19 protein-coding genes and 1 pseudogene are annotated in these 16,938 nt (G+C 32.6%); 5 read left to right on the top strand and 15 right to left on the bottom strand.

Features of this window, described 5'->3' with window-relative positions; translation table 11 throughout:
* Positions 1-227 precede the first annotated feature (227 nt).
* Both I6L50_RS17750 and I6L50_RS17745 read right to left on the bottom strand, forming a co-directional pair.
* Positions 228-454: pseudogene (locus I6L50_RS17750) on the bottom strand (HesB/YadR/YfhF family protein).
* A complete protein-coding gene (locus I6L50_RS17745) occupies positions 435-1,589 on the bottom strand; it encodes an MFS transporter (protein WP_002031843.1) in 1,155 nt (384 codons plus the stop codon). The pseudogene I6L50_RS17750 and the gene I6L50_RS17745 overlap by 20 nt, the downstream one beginning before the upstream one ends.
* Before the next feature lie 238 nt (positions 1,590-1,827).
* Here I6L50_RS17745 and I6L50_RS17740 point away from each other — a divergent pair, with 238 nt between their 5' ends.
* Complete coding sequence (locus I6L50_RS17740) at positions 1,828-2,106, top strand: hypothetical protein (RefSeq protein ID WP_219302204.1); 279 nt, start codon at positions 1,828-1,830, stop codon at positions 2,104-2,106.
* A gap of 78 nt (positions 2,107-2,184) precedes the next feature.
* Here I6L50_RS17740 and I6L50_RS17735 read toward each other — a convergent pair whose 3' ends face one another.
* The gene (locus I6L50_RS17735) at positions 2,185-4,650 is read right to left on the bottom strand and encodes a PBP1A family penicillin-binding protein (RefSeq protein ID WP_219302203.1); all 2,466 of its coding nucleotides are present in this window, start codon (positions 4,648-4,650) and stop codon (positions 2,185-2,187) included.
* A 466-nt stretch (positions 4,651-5,116) separates the two neighbouring features.
* On the opposite strand from I6L50_RS17735, the gene I6L50_RS17730 reads away from it, so the two are divergent.
* Positions 5,117-5,326, top strand: a complete 210-nt coding sequence (locus I6L50_RS17730; protein WP_002085762.1) for a KTSC domain-containing protein — start codon at positions 5,117-5,119, stop codon at positions 5,324-5,326.
* A 67-nt stretch (positions 5,327-5,393) separates the two neighbouring features.
* Here the strand turns inward: I6L50_RS17730 and I6L50_RS17725 are convergent, their stop codons facing one another.
* The 4 genes from I6L50_RS17725 to I6L50_RS17710 form a co-directional block, all read right to left on the bottom strand.
* Positions 5,394-5,606, bottom strand: coding sequence for a YqaE/Pmp3 family membrane protein (locus I6L50_RS17725; RefSeq protein ID WP_002085763.1), 213 nt, complete (start codon positions 5,604-5,606; stop codon positions 5,394-5,396).
* Between the two features lie 300 nt (positions 5,607-5,906).
* Complete coding sequence (locus I6L50_RS17720) at positions 5,907-6,566, bottom strand: DUF6944 family repetitive protein (protein ID WP_219302202.1); 660 nt, start codon at positions 6,564-6,566, stop codon at positions 5,907-5,909.
* 157 nt (positions 6,567-6,723) lie between these two features.
* Entirely contained in the window at positions 6,724-7,434 is a 711-nt protein-coding gene (locus I6L50_RS17715) for an SDR family oxidoreductase (RefSeq protein WP_219302201.1), read from the bottom strand.
* A 325-nt stretch (positions 7,435-7,759) separates the two neighbouring features.
* Positions 7,760-8,098, bottom strand: a complete 339-nt coding sequence (locus I6L50_RS17710) for a hypothetical protein (RefSeq protein WP_219302200.1) — start codon at positions 8,096-8,098, stop codon at positions 7,760-7,762.
* Between the two features lie 212 nt (positions 8,099-8,310).
* On the opposite strand from I6L50_RS17710, the gene gerPF reads away from it, so the two are divergent.
* Complete coding sequence (gene gerPF / locus I6L50_RS17705) at positions 8,311-8,526, top strand: spore germination protein GerPF (protein WP_001141569.1); 216 nt, start codon at positions 8,311-8,313, stop codon at positions 8,524-8,526.
* 285 nt (positions 8,527-8,811) lie between these two features.
* Here the strand turns inward: gerPF and I6L50_RS17700 are convergent, their stop codons facing one another.
* The 5 genes from I6L50_RS17700 to I6L50_RS17680 all read right to left on the bottom strand — a co-directional run bounded on the left by I6L50_RS17700 (position 8,812) and on the right by I6L50_RS17680 (position 13,576).
* Positions 8,812-9,147, bottom strand: coding sequence for a YolD-like family protein (locus tag I6L50_RS17700; RefSeq protein ID WP_113937814.1), 336 nt, complete (start codon positions 9,145-9,147; stop codon positions 8,812-8,814).
* A 615-nt stretch (positions 9,148-9,762) separates the two neighbouring features.
* Positions 9,763-9,984 carry a hypothetical protein gene (locus tag I6L50_RS17695; RefSeq protein ID WP_219302199.1) on the bottom strand — a complete coding sequence of 74 codons (222 nt, stop codon included), beginning with the start codon at positions 9,982-9,984 and terminating at the stop codon, positions 9,763-9,765.
* A gap of 622 nt (positions 9,985-10,606) precedes the next feature.
* Complete coding sequence (locus I6L50_RS17690) at positions 10,607-11,458, bottom strand: peptidylprolyl isomerase PrsA (protein ID WP_219302198.1); 852 nt, start codon at positions 11,456-11,458, stop codon at positions 10,607-10,609.
* Between the two features lie 144 nt (positions 11,459-11,602).
* Complete coding sequence (locus tag I6L50_RS17685) at positions 11,603-12,598, bottom strand: glycoside hydrolase family 25 protein (RefSeq protein ID WP_002136170.1); 996 nt, start codon at positions 12,596-12,598, stop codon at positions 11,603-11,605.
* Positions 12,599-12,967: 369 nt separating this feature from the next.
* Positions 12,968-13,576 (bottom strand): hypothetical protein, encoded by a 609-nt coding sequence (locus I6L50_RS17680; protein ID WP_219302197.1) that lies wholly within the window; start codon positions 13,574-13,576, stop codon positions 12,968-12,970.
* Between the two features lie 235 nt (positions 13,577-13,811).
* Here I6L50_RS17680 and I6L50_RS17675 point away from each other — a divergent pair, with 235 nt between their 5' ends.
* Entirely contained in the window at positions 13,812-14,006 is a 195-nt protein-coding gene (locus I6L50_RS17675; RefSeq protein ID WP_219302196.1) for a hypothetical protein, read from the top strand.
* 360 nt (positions 14,007-14,366) lie between these two features.
* Here I6L50_RS17675 and I6L50_RS17670 read toward each other — a convergent pair whose 3' ends face one another.
* A complete protein-coding gene (locus tag I6L50_RS17670; protein ID WP_219302195.1) occupies positions 14,367-14,870 on the bottom strand; it encodes a MepB family protein in 504 nt (167 codons plus the stop codon).
* 220 nt (positions 14,871-15,090) lie between these two features.
* Between I6L50_RS17670 and I6L50_RS17665 the strand changes: the two genes are divergently transcribed.
* Positions 15,091-15,303: a hypothetical protein gene (locus I6L50_RS17665; RefSeq protein WP_219302194.1), complete on the top strand. Its 213-nt coding sequence runs from the start codon at positions 15,091-15,093 to the stop codon at positions 15,301-15,303.
* Between the two features lie 92 nt (positions 15,304-15,395).
* On the opposite strand, the gene I6L50_RS17660 is transcribed toward I6L50_RS17665, so the two are convergent.
* A complete protein-coding gene (locus I6L50_RS17660) occupies positions 15,396-15,953 on the bottom strand; it encodes an ABC transporter permease (protein WP_219302193.1) in 558 nt (185 codons plus the stop codon).
* A gap of 136 nt (positions 15,954-16,089) precedes the next feature.
* The gene (locus tag I6L50_RS17655) at positions 16,090-16,665 is read right to left on the bottom strand and encodes a C1q-like domain-containing protein (RefSeq protein WP_219302192.1); all 576 of its coding nucleotides are present in this window, start codon (positions 16,663-16,665) and stop codon (positions 16,090-16,092) included.
* Positions 16,666-16,938 lie beyond the last annotated feature (273 nt).

The following is a 16,938-nucleotide window of genomic DNA, read 5'->3' as shown; positions in this document are numbered from 1 at the left end:
AGAAAGGACAGACATCCTTTTACAATTTTTTAAAACGAAATATAACAATTATCCATATAATCCCACTAAATATACCTTTAATCCCTTTTTCTTCAACAAACATAAAAAACCGAGCTGCACTCATGCACAGCTCGGTTTTTTATAATATTTATTTCATATTCCCATAAATATAATTCTTATATAAAATTTATTTATTTTTAATAAAATTATTATTTTACATAATTAAATTAAATTTCTTCCGTTTCTTTACGATAGCTTACAACTAATTCATAGTTTTGAAAGTACGAAAGATCATCAAAATCTATAAAAATAAACTACCGTCTTTCTCAACTGGCACTATTTCCCGAACTGGTTTCTCAGAAACAATCCCTAAAGAATATCCGGGCTGAATTGAGCTATTTCCTCCGTACCTTACAATACATCAAATAGATTCATCATGCTTTATACGCAAAATCTTTTTTGCCTAATCGTTGTTTTACAAAAATGACAAATATAATTAAAGCTATTAATCCTGAAATTGCACTACCTGCGAATAAAATACGGTAACCAAACATTTGTGAAACAACTCCAAGTAAAATCGCACCTAATCCAATCCCTAAATCAAAAGCGGTAAAGAATGAAGCGTTAGCAACTCCTCTTTTACTAGGATCAACAATTGTCAGCATCGCTGCTTGTAAAGCGGGCTGTGCTGAACCGAATCCAACACCATATAATGCCGCTGCAATCATTACACCTATCAAACCATTTGAAATCGTTAGTACAACTATCGCTAAAATAGTAATACATAGTGCCGGAAGTATGATAAAAACTTCTCCATACTTATCTAATAGTTTTCCTGAAATAGGTCGTACAATTGTTAAAGCAATTGCATATACAAGAAAGAATGTCCCAGGATTCACATCAATTGATGACGCGAATAACGGTAAAAATGTTGTTATTCCTCCATATGCAAATGATAAAAAGAAAACAACAACCGTTATTGATAAAACGGATTTTTCAAACAGCTGAATTTTCCCTTTTTCTTTTTGTGGCGTGAATGGCATTTTCGTTATTAACGATAATACGACTGCCATAAAGGATAAAAGAGTTGCTAACAAGAATAGACCATGAAATGAATAATTTTGTACAACCCATAATCCAATCATCGGGCCAATTGCCATCGCGATTGTCATCGCCATGCCATACCAGCCCATCCCTTCACCACGACGTGAATCTGGAATAATATCAGTTATCGCTGTTCCAACTGCTGTTGTAGAAACAGCCCACGTCACTCCGTGAATAACGCGTAAAACAGCTAAAAGGACAATAGTTGATGCTAAATTATACGAATACATCGTTATTCCAAAAAAGATGAGTCCGAAAATAATAAAAGATCTTCTACCATATTGATCTAACATACCTCCAATAATCGGTCGTATTACAACTGCGGCTATCGTAAACATTCCCATCATCAGCCCAACTTGTGATTCATTTCCACCAATCTCTTTAATAAAGAGCGGGAGCGTTGGAACAAGTAAATAAAACCCTGTAAATAAAAATAACATCGCGATAGTCATTTGTATAAATGATTTCGTCCATAATCGTTCCATTAAAATCCCTCCATAAACACGTAAAATATTACGATTAACACATCCATTGTATATGTTTCATATTCCTTTTCCCTCCGCTAATAGGCGTATCTTTTCGTAATAAATGGTCCACCATCAATTCACATTGGTCTTACGACTTTGTACGTATGTTTTAACCGAAAATCCTATCTATATGTACCTTTATAAGCATTAAAAGAATATACTACTTTATCATTGAAACTTAGGAGTGATCGTTTTCATGTGGGTATCACCAAGAATAACCGCCGTTGTCCCAGCAGCTCCCTCAATACATGTTCCTGCCGTTCATACAGCAAGTTCTGATGTTGGTATCGAACTTCCTGCCGCTTGGCAACAATATCAATCGACTGACCAAGTCACCCCTTCATTTTGGCATCATGGTACACACCCTAGTAGTACTACTTTTTATAGCCCTAGTTATCCAATACCACCAACTCAAATTTTTTATCATTTCCCATCAATTTACTTTCAAAATTTTTATGGTACTTTTAACATTTAAAAATAATATTCTTTATAATACAAAAAGCACCAAAGAAACCGTTTTCCCGGTACCTTTGGTGCTTTTAAAATGCATTATTTATTGTCCATTATTGGAAGGAGCCTCTCCTGTGTTCCCGCCAGTAGTTGGTGGGGTTGGAGTTTCCTGGCCACCTCCAGTGGTTGGTGGATTTGGAGTTCCTTGGCCATTTCCATTAGTTGGCGGATTTGGAGTTCCTTGACCATTTCCATTAGTTGGTGGATTTGGAGTTCCTTGGCCATTTCCATTAGTTGGCGGATTTGGAGTTCCTTGGCCATTTCCATTAGTTGGTGGATTTGGAGTTCCTTGACCATTTCCATTATTTTGTTCATTTTGCTTATTCTGTTCATCTTGTTTCTTTTGCTCTTCTTGCTTCTTAAGTTCATCTTGTTTCTTTTGCTCTTCTTGTTTCTTAAGTTCTTCCTGTTTCTTTAATTCCTCTTGATTTTTCTCTTCTTCAGTTTTTTGCTGTTGATCTTGTTTTGGTTGTTCCGTTGTATCCGGTACGCTAGTATTTGGAGATGAATCACGTTTTTCACCTTTTATACGCAATTCACTACCTTCTTGAATAACACTACTTGGCATTTTAAAGCGTGATTTATCTGTAGCCATCTCGCTCATCATTTCTTTAAAGATCAACTGTGCAATTTTCGTATTTTTACTACTAATATACTCGTCTTTACCATCTTTCGTATATCCAGTCCATACTGCCATCGTATATTGCGGTGTATATCCTGCAAACCAACTATCACGAGTTGCACTTTCTGGAATTCCATATTGTGCTAGTTGTTTTGAAGAATAGTTAGTTGTACCTGTTTTACCAGCTACATCTAAAGAGGCCACATTTGCCGATGTACCAGTACCTGATGTAACTACAGAACGAAGCATATCAGTAATCATATATGCTGTAGAATCCGCCATAACTGATTTTGGTTTTTGTCCAAAACTTTGTGACTTGCCGTCTGGATAAACTACTTTCTTAACAAAATGCGGCTTCGTATACTTACCGTCATTCCCAAATGCCGCATAAGCACCTGCAATTTCAGTTGGTGACGCTTCATTTGTACCGATCGCTGTTGATTCTGTCGGTGCTACATTAAATGTAATACCTAATTTCTCAGTGAACTCTTTCGATTTACTAATACCTACCTCTTTAGCTGTTTTAATAGCTGGGATATTACGTGACTTTGTTAGTGCTTCACGCATTGAGATTGGCCCTAAATGACTTCTATCTGCATTTCTAACTTCTTGGCCAGTTGAATACTTAAATGGAGAGTCATCAATTTGATGATAAGTAGCCCATTTTAAATATTCAATTGCAGGAGCGTAATCAAAAATTGGTTTCATCGTTGAACCAGCTGCACGATCTAATTCAATCGCCATATTATGCCCTTTAAATACTGCTTTATTTTCACCGCGCCCACTACCTATAGCGCGAACTTCTCCAGTTTTCGTATCCATAAATGTGAAAGCACCTTGGAATTTATCATTTGGATAATTAATAATATTTGTATTCAAAATATTATCAGCTAATTTCTGTGCTTTTGGATCCAATGTTGTATAAATTTCTAAACCATCAGATCCAATATTAACATCTGGTATTTCCTTTTCTACTTCTTTCACTACTGCATCCATAAATGCAGTATATGGCATCGCTTGTAGTTCAGCTGCACTCTTAATATTTTTATCCACTGGTACTTTCGATGCTTCTTCCATTTCTGCCTTTGTAATATAACCATGTCTATTCATTAAGTTTAGTACAGTATTTCTTCTTTCTGTTGCCCTTTGAACATTTTCTTTTTTCGTTGGGTCATAGTTATTCGGTGCTTTTGGTAAGCCAGCTAGCATCGCAACTTCTGGTAATGTCAAATCTTTCAATTCTTTACCGTAGTAGTTTTGTGCTGCTGTTGCGATTCCATATGAACGATTACCTAAATTAATTTTATTTAAATACATCTCTAAAATTTCATGTTTTGAATACTGTTGTTCTAACTTATACGCTAAATATATTTCCTGAACTTTACGTTTTGATGTTTTTTCCATCGATAAGAAGTAGTTTTTAATAACTTGCTGCGTTATCGTACTACCACCTTGAGAGCCATAATCCCCCTTAAGACTAACTAAAACTGCACGAGCAGTACCTTTAAAATCTACTCCGCTATGCTCATAAAAACGCGAATCTTCTGTTGCTAAAAATGCATTTTCTACTAATTTTGGGATTTGATCATACGTAACATTCGTCCGCTTTTCTTTCCCATATTCATATACCAAATTCCCGTCTTTATCATAAATTTTTGAGGATAACGGATTAACAAGTTTTGCTTTCTCAAGTTTTGGTGCATCCTTAATCATTACGAAAAAGGTAGCAACCCCTGCCACTAAACCTACAATACCAAGTAGTAAACAACTGATTAAAAATTTACGAAAAAACGATGTTTTACCTTTTGGTTTTGTTTTTTTAGAAGCTGGCTGTTTTTTCTTTTGAACTTGTCGTCGCTCCTCTCGAGAACGATAATTTTCTGACATGTTACTTTCTCCTGCCTTTCAATTCTCCCGTTGATTTACTTGAAAATATTGAGGTCACTTTCCCAAATACATTTAATCAAGAAAGTATATTGACCTGGAGCATTCAATATTTTCCCAATTCACAGATTATACATTTTAGAATACTTCTTATACAAACTATTTTCACTTCTATTTTTTCTAATAATACTGCCCCTTAAAGCATAGAATGTAAGAAGTGGATTTTTAATACCTCGTATAAATAATATACCTTTTTTTCAAATGGTCAATATTTTCTTATTTATAAATCAAAGGTGAAATAAAAATAGCACAACGATATGTACTTCGTGTGAACTTCCTTATAATTACGTATAACAAACATTTGATATATTGCATATAAGTATAATACTCCTTTAATTATTAGGATTTCAACACGACAATCCCCTTCTCTACAAGAAACCATCTAAAATGAAAAATAAGGAGTTGCGTAATGATGAAGCTATCTCCCGTTATTTCAAAAAAATTAGTTGCTGTTGGCTATAATCCTTTTTCTATGATTTTACGTATTCAACTAAAGAATGGTATGTATGATTTCTTCAATGTGCCAGAAAGCATTTACACCGGTTTATTAAACGCACACTCTAAAAGTTATTATCATAATACTTATATTAAAAATTCTTACCGCTATACTAAAATTTAAACTTGATTGGCATACAAAAAAGAAAGGCGAATCAAATCCCCTTTCTTTTTTGTATGCCAATCGCAATTTATCTTCTATTTCTTTTATTAATTTCATCATACGCCTGAACTTGTTTTTTAAGTCGCCTGTCGGCTTTTTTATCATGTACGACAAGAACTGCGTGTATCGCTCCTGGAACCCAAAAAATTAAGGTTAAAATGAAATTAATAATCGCTTGAAACGGCTTTCCGCAAAATAAAACAGCTACCGGCGGAAGTAGAATTGCTAATAAGTACATCATGTCTGAAAAACTCCTTAATGTTTATTTTTCGCTTCTTCCCCATCCATCTCCTACACTATCAAACCTATGAAATCATGTTATTTCTAAAAGCGTATATAAGAACTCATCATTACAAAAATCACATATAATAGTATAACTAAATAAGAAGCCTCTCACTAACGTTAACAAGTTATTTTCACCTGTTCGTTTATATGTATATTCTACGCCTATATGAAAAAGCCTACAAAAACAATTAACACATCCATCTTGTCCTACTTCTAAAATTGAAATACTCCAAACTTCATTGAAATGAGTATTTCATCACCTTTTCTTAGATTCCAATCGTTGTTCCTCTACTATTTCGGTTAATCCAATTGCTGAAATTACAGTACCTATTGCCTGTATCCAAATACCTATTAGCCCTAGTATACGTTGATCTTCTTTATCTATATTACTGTCTTCTTTTCCCTTTTCTTCTTTTGATATATTTTTAATACCTTCATATGCTTGTAATCCCGCACCTAAACTTTGCATTGAATTCCCTAATACGATAATCCACTGTATTCCATTTATCTCATTCAATGCTACTTCTACTCCTAAAAAAGCGCCAATTGATTGCAAACTATTTCCAGTAATTATAAGGAAATCATTTTCTTTCATTTGTTCATTGAGATTAAAATACGTTCCTATTACATTTGAAATATTACCTAAAGCTAATAACTCAATCCCCGTTTTCGCTAGCGCTTTATTTTTATTATCTATAGTTACCTCTTGCTTCTCACATTTATCTTCATCCTTCGCATCATTAGTTGCTATAATTTGTAATATATATCCGAGAGCTTGTAATGAACTCCCTACAATAACGAGATCCGACTCAATCTTTTCTTCCCCTGCAAACCCTCTAGTTGTTCCAATTGCTGCTATAAGATTTCCTCCTACTTGAAACCAGGCACCTGTCAATTCTAAATCGCGTAGGTTCATTTCCCATCACCTATATTTAAATTTTCTAGTACATTCAAAACAAACAAATATCACCTTTAATTCATTATTCTATTTTTCATATGTAATTTTGTGCATCACATAATGTACTAATATACAAAAGAGCACCTTTCAGGCGCTCTTTTTGACAAGGAGTTTCTCAATGAATGTATGCCGGACATGTCAATGACTCACCGTTTTTATCTATTGATATATTTAATATATAATGAATTGCTTTATGTGACCACATTTCAGGTGTCGAAGATACTTTTACATATTGAGGTGCACATAAGTCAAGCATTGGAGTGCTAATACTGCCACCTGGATCTAAAGCAACTACTGCCATACCATTTGGTAGTTCCATTGCCATTGACTGCGTGATACCTTCAACAGCAAACTTCGAGGCACAATATGGCGCAAGTTCAGCCTCGCCTTCTCTTCCCCAACTAGAGCTCATGTTAATAATAATTCCTTCTTTCCTAGCTATCATCGCCGGGACGAACGCCCTAATGACATTTACTACCCCGTTCACATTTACACTCATTACACTTTCAAATTCTTGTGCAGTAACTTTCCATAGAGGTGCATTTTTATTAACAATCGATGCATTATTTATTAACATATCGGGAGCCCTATACTTATTAAGAATACGACTTGCCCATTTACTAACTTGGTGATGATTTGAAACATCAATTATTTGAAAATCATGTGAAGCACCGTAATATTTATTAAGCTCTTCAATTTTATTTTTTGAGCGTCCACACCCTACTATGTTCCACCCCAATTCATGAAACCTATCAACCATTGCACGTCCTAACCCTTGCGTTACTCCAGTAATAATTACAAGTTTCCCAATGTCGTTTCGCTCCAACTTCATCTCCTCCTTTCCATTAATATTACTCTTTTTATTCTTATTCAACTTCTCACTTAAGTATCAATTCATTTCATACTTTAGAAGTATTTTTAATATTACATATTACAAACAAAAAGAGTAACCATCATAGTTACTCTTTTTGTTTGTATCGCTATTATTTTTAAATTGTATCTTCTATTCCCTACATTTCTCACATCGATAAATATAGGTTACACCTTAATGAAAGTATATTTATGTTTACGGTTCGATTTATCCAAATACTTTTCAATCCACTTTTTCAACTTAACAGATCCCACCTCTATCAAAGAATTTCCACCTAGTCTTATAACATACTTTTATTTAAATTCTCAATCTCATTTTGCAACTTTTTAAATTGCTCAAAATGCATTGTTATAGATTGAATACTATTCCTTTCAACATTTTGCTTTACTAATAAAACGCCTGTATCGTGAAAAATCGCTTCAAGTTCTTTCCTTATAGATACTTTCGTAATATATGCGGTTTTAATTGCCGATAAAATTGCTATTTCATTAAAATTTAATTTTATTTCATTAGGACAAAATGCTTTTTCGATCAATGTGACATCATTACTATAAATAAAAGCAACAAGTTTACTTGATTCTGCATCTGTTAAATCCACTGTTTTTATAACATTATCCATTACATTTTGCCACCTTTAATTCCATATATATTAATTATTCAAATTTATTCTTTTTAAAATTCAGCTCTTCATTAATTTTAACATACTTTTTGCTCGATTGATTAAACAAAGCTTCAAACATTTTTCTATTCCGGAATATTTGTCAAATGAACCAATTAGACTGTACCTTCATATAGTAATGCAAACAATTACTTATAAAGTAGGTGAAAATTATGCCCTCAGTTGTTGGGAATTTAGTTGTACAAAATAGTAACGGATCTTTCAACTTAGGTGATTTCTACAATGTTTCCCCAAAAGAGAATACGAAAGCTTATAACGGCTCTGGCGCATCTAACGTTGGTTTCGTAGTGAACACTTTTAGTGGGGTTAGCGCGACTAATACATTTGATTCTGATCTAGCAGATCAAAACCAAGTTGGTACGGCCTAAACAACTCTGTAATCATTTTTGTATAACATTTTAAAATTTGTCTATACTATACTCAGGCTGATACACAGCTATCGTCGATTTTTTGAGTGCCAATCTTTTTCTCCCTTTCCCTGGGACTAAGCAGCTAGCTTGCATCTAGCTGCTTTTTCATTTAGTTCTTCACCTCTTCAAAAAATTAGGTTTTTACAGATAGCCTGACTCACAGCCGAATTTTGAGGTGTAAATCTAATTGTCCGCAAATAGCTGGCTAAATTAAAGAAGCTAAACTTCAAAATTCAGCTTCTTTTAGGTTACATCAATTATGTCCATTGCAGAAAATATATATGTTTTATAAAATGCATCTGTACATTTTACAATTTGTTGAATCGGATTTATATGAACCACTGTCATATAACTCGTAAGTATGTATCCTTCTTCAAAATATGTCACTAACATCTCTTCTTCAGACAATAATGAAGTTAATAATTTGTCTGAAATGCTGTCTTTCGCTTCATTTGTTATTAGCGGTCTTTGGACTTTTAATTTCTCTCCAATAATTTTTTTCATACTTAATAATTGCTCCGACATTACTGTAAACGGAACCCACTCTCTTCCTTTTTCCTGTACCTTTACATAATTCATTTTCTTTACTCCTCAATTTTCTACATCTATCCATTCATAAGAATAGAAATTTCACTTCTAGATACACTTTATCCATCTCTTATTTATATGTAGCGTAGCTTTCCAATTCAAAACTATTTATGAATTTGTAGAAATCTCCACTCCGAAAGAACATTCGTTCTAATTATACACGAACGAACGTTCTTTCGGAAGTGCAACATGTAAATTTTTCAAACAAAATGCAACTTTAATATATGAAGTTTATTCATACTCATTTATTACTCCCTTTTATTAATCAAATTTCTTTGCACTTCCTATCGCATCATAGAATACGTGTAGCAACAATAAAAGCGACTCCACCTAATGTGAAGTCGCTTTTATTGAACTAATTATATTTCTAATTTTACTTTTCTATCCTAACTAACGTTCTTTCTGGAATACAAATTTCAGCTATATCTCATTAACCATCCTTCAACAAAAGCATACACTTTTATTATGAACGAACTCACAAAGCTTTAGAAACTTATGATGTAAAACAATTCATCCCTCATAAGTTTCATACATATCGACAATTACTACCATTTATCCTGCTATTTGCAGGCAGTAAGATTCACACTCATTAATTTTTCACTTTCTTTATTGAATATGCTTGGGTTGCATTATAATATGTAATTCTCTCTCTGTTTCTGTTTTTTTCGGATTCCGATAATATTCCAGTTTATATTCTAATACTTCATACTCAACCATCCCAATCTTTATCCCTTTTGTTTCTTTTAATACAGCTAATAGAACGCTTACATTTTCATTAGATGATTCAAAAATTTTCCCCCCGCCTTCTCTCTTAAAAATAACTTTCATATATTCTCCCCCAAATTAATTTAATAATCTAGTAAATATAAAAATATTCATCCTATTTTAATAAAGTGAAACTTTAATCAGTGGGGGTTTTGTCCATCACCCACTGATTATTAGCCTTCACCAATCGGGCTTTTACGAGCAGTTGATGTCCCACCTAATTCCCTCGCATTCCCGAATTTTGAGGTGGGAGTCTTACTGCCCACAAATAGCGGGATAAATAATTCTTATCATCATTAAGAACATCCTTTTGTACTAAATGTTCAACATGTCACTTCCTATAAAGTTAATTTATACTCCAATAAATATGATATGTACCATTCTTTAAATTATGTCCTCAATTCACTCTCCAAGAAAATATATTTAGTTTATATTTAACAAAATTAATTAACTAAAACATTATCATTTCAGCATTTTGCGAATTTAATTGCTTATTCCTTTTATCTACATCCAAATTTTCCTATTGTAATTCTTAATATTTAAATGTAATATTGTATTGTCTTACTATCTATTTATAACTCACACACTAATGCGAAAAGGGAACTCTATATGAGTTCCCTTTTCTATTGAAAATAAAAAAACAGAAATATAGCATTATGCTAAATCTCTGTTTTTCTTCTAAACCTTATTTCTCATCTAAGAATTTAAATGTATCTTTAAACTCTTTATCTGTTACTTTAATATCTGCTTCTTTCAATAGATCATTGATTACTTGTTGTTTCCATTTACCTGTCGCATCTTGCAGTCTTTGTTGTTCTAAATCTTTTCGAATCGTATCTTTTACTTCATCAAATGGTTTCAATTCTTTTTTATCCGTCACTTTTATTATATGATAACCATAAGATGTTTTTATTGGCTCACTTACTTGTCCTGCATCTAATTTATACGCAGCTTCCTCAAACTCTTTCACAGTTTGACCAGGAGCAAAACCAGCTATTTCTCCGCCCTGTTCCTTTGAACCAGTATCTTCCGAATACTGGTTCGCTAAAGCAGTAAAATCTTCACCATTATTTATTTTCTCTTTTACTTCTTTCGCAGTTTTTTCATCTTTCACTAAAATGTGACTTACCTTCATTTCAGGTTTATGGTTATCTTTCACATCTTTATCTGTGACAGTCGCTCTAATCGCTTTCTCAAGTGCAATTTCTGGCTTCATTCTCTCTTTTAATTCATCTTCATTCTTTAATCCTACTTGCTCTAAAGCCACTTTAAACTTGTCACCCATTTGTTCCTTCGCTGCTTCTACTTGTTTTTTAGCTTCTTCATCTGAAACTTTATATTTATCTAGCAATGCCTTATTTAACATCATTTGAGATAAAGTACTTTTTCCATATGTTTGCCTTAATTCTTTACTTAACTCTTTCTCTGTCACGTTTCCTACTTTTGATGTTGCAACATTTTCTGAGGAACCACACGCAGACAATGTTAGCGCCACACATGCAATAATAGTTCCCATAAATAGCTTTTTCTTTTTCAATTCAAATACCTCACTTTGATAAATGTATATTAGGAACTATACAGCGCTATTGTGAAATCAATGTGTTTTCTGCAAGTATTTCTCTTCATGCCAGAGACAAGCTTTATTAAATAAAAAAGCCGGCATAAAGCCGACTTTTTAACATCATTTAATCTGTACATGTTCTTCTTTGATCCATTTGTTCCCACCTATATCTATATATCCATCCTGACGATTCCAAATACGATAAGGGACCTTCCCATCGACCGCACCTGTATCATTCCCGTTTGGCCCATCGTACGTTCTAATTTCATATCCAGGTGTGTACTTTGAATATGCATAAAACCATTGTACATTAAAATGTTCTAACTTAGCCCACTGTTGTTCACCACCTAAACAAATCATATCTTTTTCGCCACCTCCCCAATAACCTTTATAGATTAAATATGGGATTTTTTTCGTAAGTCTTCCTATAAACTGCGGATTCGCAGGATTTTCATATAAATTAATGCCGTATCCATCATCATATTTTGAAACTGCAATACCAATTCCATTTGGTTGCTTACTGTCTCCAATACTAGATTGATTTGTTTGATTTGAACCTATAAACCAAGAAAGATTTTTATTCCCAATTAATTGATTCAAATCACATTTTCCAATACCAGGAACATTTCCTGAATCAGTATATTGCCAAATATCACAAGGATATGCTGGCTTATTCCCTCCATAACGAGGGATCCAAATAAAATCAGCATCAATATTGCGAGCTCCAAATGATACATACGTGTGATGTCCTACATATAAACCAATTTTTTTTGCTCCTAATCGGCGTAATTCATCAATAAATGCTTGAGTCCCGCCTTGCATATCTACCATTGTTTGAACTTCTACATCTGCCACCCAAAATTTAGCGTTTTTATCGCCACGATTCCAAAAATCTTGCGCTTCTTTTTTTGCATCTGAAATAGATATAAAACGGCAAAATGCATAATTCCCAAATGGGATACTACGTTTCTTCATTTCTTTCACATAACCTTGATACATAAAATCGACCGTATTCGAACCATCTTGAACTCTAGCAATAACTAAATCTAGCTGAGACGCTGCAATATCCCAATTAATATTTCCATTCCATTTCGAAATATCTACAATATAACCCATTACTAATCAACTCCTTTTTATTATCTTATTCAAAGCTTGTATTATTGTTAGACTCATACGCCTAATACAAACTCTCCATAAAATAAATAAATATAATCTCATCATTTTTTCAAAATATATAACCTATCTAGAATATTTTTCTTTAAATTAAATAGACAAATTTAACTTTCTTACTATAAATATCGGGATAAAACTATAAATAGTGTGCATACTATATGTAAGCTATTTTAGCTTATACTCATAACTGACCTCCAATATTTTTCAATCTCCCTGTAACTAGGCAGCTAAATAATAAAAGCTGTCTAGTTATTTTTTTCTTTATGTACAAGAAAAAGACATTTTCGATTCAGGAAAATGTCTTTTCAGATTTTAATAATACAGTTTTGGGGTTATATCCTTATTTTGTATATTCCCTTCAATAACAAATCGTTCATCACTAGTGCTTGTAACGCAGCTTGTAGAGAATAAAATAGGGAAATCGCACACAACGTCGTTCATTACATCATGAAATACATTGGCAGCAACACCTGTAAACGTTTGACAAAGGTTTGAAATATCATCGTTAAAAAATTGAATAACTTTCGCAGCAAAAACTGGAAAAATAACATTCGCTCCACCTGGTAGCTGTGGTTGTACAACAACTTGTTGAAAATAAGGATTATTTTCTAACGCTACTTGAAATAAATGTGCAATTTCAAATGCATCTAGTGGACATGGAAGCGGATTTACAATCACACTTTCTTCGTTACTAACAACAACCGTTACACTTACATTTCCAAATTCCACGAACGGTTTAAGAAGCGTAGCTAATGCTATCGCTTTTTCATTACTCATAGCTTGTACTAAAATAATAAAATTCCCACCAACTGGAATAAGTGGACCAACTGTTACAGTTGGATCAGCACCTATAGAATTTTTAAGCTCATTAAAATACGTAATCCACGGTGGTAAAAGCTCAACTTGTACATTTTCTTGCATTCTTTCATTCTACCTCCTTATACAATTCTTATTACCATAATATGTAACTACTTTAAAATTGCATAAGGCATATATACTATTTTCTTACATTCATTATTTATAGTAATGAAGCAATTTAAGGAAAGTATTCTATGTTTCTTTCCTAGCTTCAAGTAATGTGCTTATTATATTTAAATGTCTTCACATTCAAAAGAAGATTAACACATAAACCTTCTATAAATAAGGAGTTTATTTAATGAAAAAAATCCCTATCGTATTCAAAGTCCCCCCGAATTCAAAGCTAAAAGTTACATTCTACGGTCCTTGTAACGAAGTAATTACAAATGTATCTTTAATTAATCAACTACTCACCCCTACCTGCAAAACTGTATCTCAATATCCAGACTTTAAGAAATATATAACTGAAGTCCGATCATTATCAAATTATTAATCGTATAATTTTATGATTTATCGTTTCGAACAGTACGATAACGAAGTAATAAAAAGAGCCGCATCTTTCAAAAGAAACGGCTCTTTTTTCATTTCACAAAAACATGACTTCACTAAAAAACTAAAATAACTCATTAATTGATATTCTATTGATATTTTGTTGATATTTTACACATATTAATGAAATGAGCATATATTATCGTATGGAGATTCTCCACTCATAAAGCCTATCTTTTTTTGAGCATACTTTATTTGTATGCTCCTTTTTTATTCTTTACTTAACGGGTTATCCTGTTAGCATTTCCAAATATCCACCTATAAAAACATTGAATATTCCAAAAAACTCTTTTCTTATTATGCACTATGAATATAAGTTTAATAATTTATCTGTAGCTACATTTTCAGTATCACTTAAATCGACAAAATAATGAAGTTGCCACAGTTGACTCTTCTTAGCTTGATTACTAACAGGCTTATCCCAAATAGGGTAAACCCTCATAGCCATTTTCCCTTTTTGGTTTTGAGTTTTTAATATTTTTTCTTTTAGAAGAATCTCTTTTGGAAAAATAAATTGTCCTAGTTTATTATCCGCTATACAAGTGATAACTAAAAGGTTAGGAGCTGAATCATAAGAAAATGCCTGATTGCTCATGGAGGCATTCTTCTCCCAAAAAGAAACAAATTGTCCCATCTTATTAGGCGTAATTTTTGATACCCTAAATCGGATGCTTCTATTATTTAGATGGAATACCCCACCTGCATATTCTGAATTTTGCTTTTCTTCTTTTCTTTTAGTAATTAATAGATTATTAGGTTTGTAAATCATTTCATCTAGTTTTTCAATTATATTACTAAAATTTGTCATGTAAACGCACCTTTTTTATTTTCCAGTATACCAAGAACATTCGTTCTTGTATATTAAACTTAAACAAATGTTGGCTTTGAATAGTCTTTCAAAGATTATTTTATCTACTCCATCCATAACTTCAAATTTTCTTTTATAGTATTTATTACATTACTCTTCCAATTCCTTGTATTTTTCATTATTATATTAATATAACAATATAAAACGAGGTAAATATTACATGAATCCATCCAAAATTGACTTCGGCTCCATAGAGCAACCTTTATTCCTATTAATTTTATATCTTATCGCAATTCTTTTAACACTCGGCATTACATTTAGTATATGTCATTCCCTTTTACTAAATTTAAATGCACCGAGATGGGTAGCACAACTGTTAGCTATCGTATTAACTCTAGGTGTTGCTTATCAAGTATTTATGAACTTATTTTAATATATTACCAATTTAACACCTTTAACTAAAAGGCCCTACCATAAGGTAGAGCCTTTTTTAAAAAAATAGTCCATAAATCACAAACATGTCTTTTATTTTATTGGAGATGGAAATCTTGCAGCTTCAAAATGCGTACTAATAAATCCTGGATCATTTTGTATAATCAGTCCATCTACATCACTCTCAGCAAAAATTTCAACTACATCTCCTGCATGTAATTGAAGTATTGTTGAAACAGCTACGACATTTGCAAAATTGGATGGACCAAAAAAATCATTATCTATCGCTATAGCTGGATTATCATTTACCCGAATTTCTACACGCGCTCTATAATTCGTATTACTATCATTAGGTGCAAAGCTGATTGGACCAATAATAGAATAAACCCCTCTAGTCTTCGGAATAAAATCTGATGTTACTGGATTATATTCATCCGCTAAATCAAACTGTTCATTTTGGAATAATACTTTAACAAAAGTATTTGCAGTGACATTTTGATCTACTGTACTAACCGCTCTAAAAGCAGATGCCCTTACAAGTTTATCTTTCTCATTATCACAACACTTATCGTAATAATCTGTACTCTTCTTACAACAAGTATGCTTTGTCTTTTTATAGCCATTGCAATGCTTACAATAATAATAAGACATATTTATATCCCCTTTCTAAATCTATTGTTGTATACTATGCAAAATAAATTTAAAAAGTTTGGACGAGCTATTGCTATTATGAAATTAAAAAACTCCACCGAAAAGCAGAGTTAATAATTTTTTTCCTTTTTAATATTTATACAATTGGAGATGGGAATCTTGCAGCCTCAAAATGAGAACCGTCTTCTGTACTACTAATAACCCCATCTATACTACTTTGTGCAAAAATCTCGACAATATCACCTGCATGTAATTGAAGTATTGTTGAAACACTTACGACATTACCGAAATTTATTGGACCAAAAAAGTCGTTATCTATAGCAATTGCCGCATTTCCATTCACTCGAACTTCTACACGCGCTCTATAATTTAAATTTGTATCGTTCGGAAAGAAACCAATCGTCCCAATTACGGAATAAACTCCTCTAGTCTTCGGAGTAAAATCTGATGTTGCTGGGTTATATTCGTTCGCTAAATCAAATTGTTCATTTTGAAATAATACTTTAATAAAAGTATTAGCTGGAAGGTTTTGATTAACTGTATTTACAGCTCTAAAAGCAGATGCTCTTACAAGGTTATTCTCCTTATGATCGCAAGAACAGTCATCACATCTTTTACCGTACTTATTATAATAATCACTTCTTTTTTTACAGCAATCATGATTTTTCTTTTGGTAACTCTCACAATTCTTACAGTAGTAATAACAAGACATATATAGTGCTCCTTTCTAATCTACTACTGCATAATATGTATGCTAGACTTGGAAAGTTTGGACAGGTTATTGCGATTACAAAAATAAAAATGCTCCACCATAAGGCAGAGCGAAGAGAAAGTATAACTTTTAAAAACAAAGCACTCATGTAATATTATGGTTAAATCAGTAATACAAATTATCTAGTTTCATCAACTCGGATTTTCAGAAAAAACTCCTCTGTACGATTTTATTATTATTGAATAGATTATATTGTTCAGTGAGATATGCAAT

The organism is Bacillus sp. FDAARGOS_1420, assembly GCF_019344915.1.
Classification (GTDB): domain Bacteria; phylum Bacillota; class Bacilli; order Bacillales; family Bacillaceae_G; genus Bacillus_A; species Bacillus_A mycoides.
Note: the sequence above shows the minus strand (reverse complement) of the source record. Positions and strands in the feature narration are given on the sequence as shown.

Bases quoted from the DNA above. Each gene is read 5' to 3' on its own strand.
- I6L50_RS17725 (WP_002085763.1), bottom strand. From the start codon at position 5,606: ATGATGTACTTATTAGCAATTCTACTTCCGCCGGTAGCTGTTTTATTT.
- I6L50_RS17735 (WP_219302203.1), bottom strand. From the start codon at position 4,650: ATGTCAGAAAATTATCGTTCTCGAGAGGAGCGACGACAAGTTCAAAAG.
- I6L50_RS17720 (WP_219302202.1), bottom strand. From the start codon at position 6,566: ATGAACCTACGCGATTTAGAATTGACAGGTGCCTGGTTTCAAGTAGGA.
- I6L50_RS17670 (WP_219302195.1), bottom strand. From the start codon at position 14,870: ATGACAAATTTTAGTAATATAATTGAAAAACTAGATGAAATGATTTAC.
- I6L50_RS17655 (WP_219302192.1), bottom strand. From the start codon at position 16,665: ATGTCTTGTTATTACTACTGTAAGAATTGTGAGAGTTACCAAAAGAAA.
- I6L50_RS17685 (WP_002136170.1), bottom strand. From the start codon at position 12,598: ATGGGTTATATTGTAGATATTTCGAAATGGAATGGAAATATTAATTGG.
- I6L50_RS17740 (WP_219302204.1), top strand. From the start codon at position 1,828: ATGTGGGTATCACCAAGAATAACCGCCGTTGTCCCAGCAGCTCCCTCA.
- I6L50_RS17745 (WP_002031843.1), bottom strand. From the start codon at position 1,589: ATGGAACGATTATGGACGAAATCATTTATACAAATGACTATCGCGATG.
- I6L50_RS17660 (WP_219302193.1), bottom strand. From the start codon at position 15,953: ATGTCTTATTATTATTGTAAGCATTGCAATGGCTATAAAAAGACAAAG.
- gerPF (WP_001141569.1), top strand. From the start codon at position 8,311: ATGCCCTCAGTTGTTGGGAATTTAGTTGTACAAAATAGTAACGGATCT.
- I6L50_RS17675 (WP_219302196.1), top strand. From the start codon at position 13,812: ATGAAAAAAATCCCTATCGTATTCAAAGTCCCCCCGAATTCAAAGCTA.
- I6L50_RS17665 (WP_219302194.1), top strand. From the start codon at position 15,091: ATGAATCCATCCAAAATTGACTTCGGCTCCATAGAGCAACCTTTATTC.
- I6L50_RS17700 (WP_113937814.1), bottom strand. From the start codon at position 9,147: ATGAATTATGTAAAGGTACAGGAAAAAGGAAGAGAGTGGGTTCCGTTT.
- I6L50_RS17730 (WP_002085762.1), top strand. From the start codon at position 5,117: ATGATGAAGCTATCTCCCGTTATTTCAAAAAAATTAGTTGCTGTTGGC.
- I6L50_RS17695 (WP_219302199.1), bottom strand. From the start codon at position 9,984: ATGAAAGTTATTTTTAAGAGAGAAGGCGGGGGGAAAATTTTTGAATCA.
- I6L50_RS17680 (WP_219302197.1), bottom strand. From the start codon at position 13,576: ATGCAAGAAAATGTACAAGTTGAGCTTTTACCACCGTGGATTACGTAT.
- I6L50_RS17710 (WP_219302200.1), bottom strand. From the start codon at position 8,098: ATGGATAATGTTATAAAAACAGTGGATTTAACAGATGCAGAATCAAGT.